The organism is Massilia sp. CT11-108 (genome assembly GCF_047302915.1).
GTDB classification, from domain to species: domain Bacteria; phylum Pseudomonadota; class Gammaproteobacteria; order Burkholderiales; family Burkholderiaceae_D; genus Telluria; species Telluria orientalis.
Map to the genome: position 1 here is coordinate 1 of NZ_JBKYMO010001130.1, position 656 is coordinate 656.

The window sequence follows — 656 nt, forward strand, 5'->3', positions numbered from 1 at the left end:
TTTCGTGGCCCGCGTCTTATTTTAAAAAGACCCTGGTCCGCGACCCAGTGGACGGGCGAGGGCGGGGACGCGCCCGACCTGTCCCTGCCGGCCGGCCAGGACGACCTGATCGCGGCCGTGGCCGCGGCCAATCCGCGGACGGTGGTGGTACTGGAGACGGGCGGTCCCGTCGCCATGCCGTGGCTGTCGAATGTGGCCGCGGTGCTGGAAGCGTGGTATCCGGGCACGAGCGGCGGCGAGGCCATCGCGGGCATCCTGTTCGGCGAGGCCAACCCGTCCGGCCACCTGCCGGCCACGTTCCCGGCATCGACGGCGCAACTGCCGCGTCCCGTGCTGGACGGTTATCTTGACGGGAACGAGCGCCGCTTCGACGTCGACTACCACGAAGGCGCGGCCGTCGGCTACAAATGGTTCGACCTGAAAGGCCTGAAGCCGCTGTTCCCGTTCGGGCACGGCCTGTCCTACACGGACTTCACGCTGTCCGGCCTGAAGGCCACCGTCAGCGACGGCATCGTGACCGCGTCGTTCACCGTCGCGAACACGGGCAAGCGGGCAGGCAAGGAAGTGGCGCAGATCTACGTGGCGCCCGTGGGCGCGCGCTGGGAGGCGCCGAAGCGCCTGGGCGGCTTCGCGAAGTTGGACGTGCGGCCCGGCGC

Annotated in this window: 1 protein-coding gene; it reads left to right on the forward strand. The window is 70.0% G+C overall.

From position 1 onward, the window contains the following. Positions 1 to 656: glycoside hydrolase family 3 C-terminal domain-containing protein (locus ACEN88_RS33575; RefSeq protein ID WP_413346669.1), on the forward strand; the 656-nt coding region annotated here is incomplete at both ends.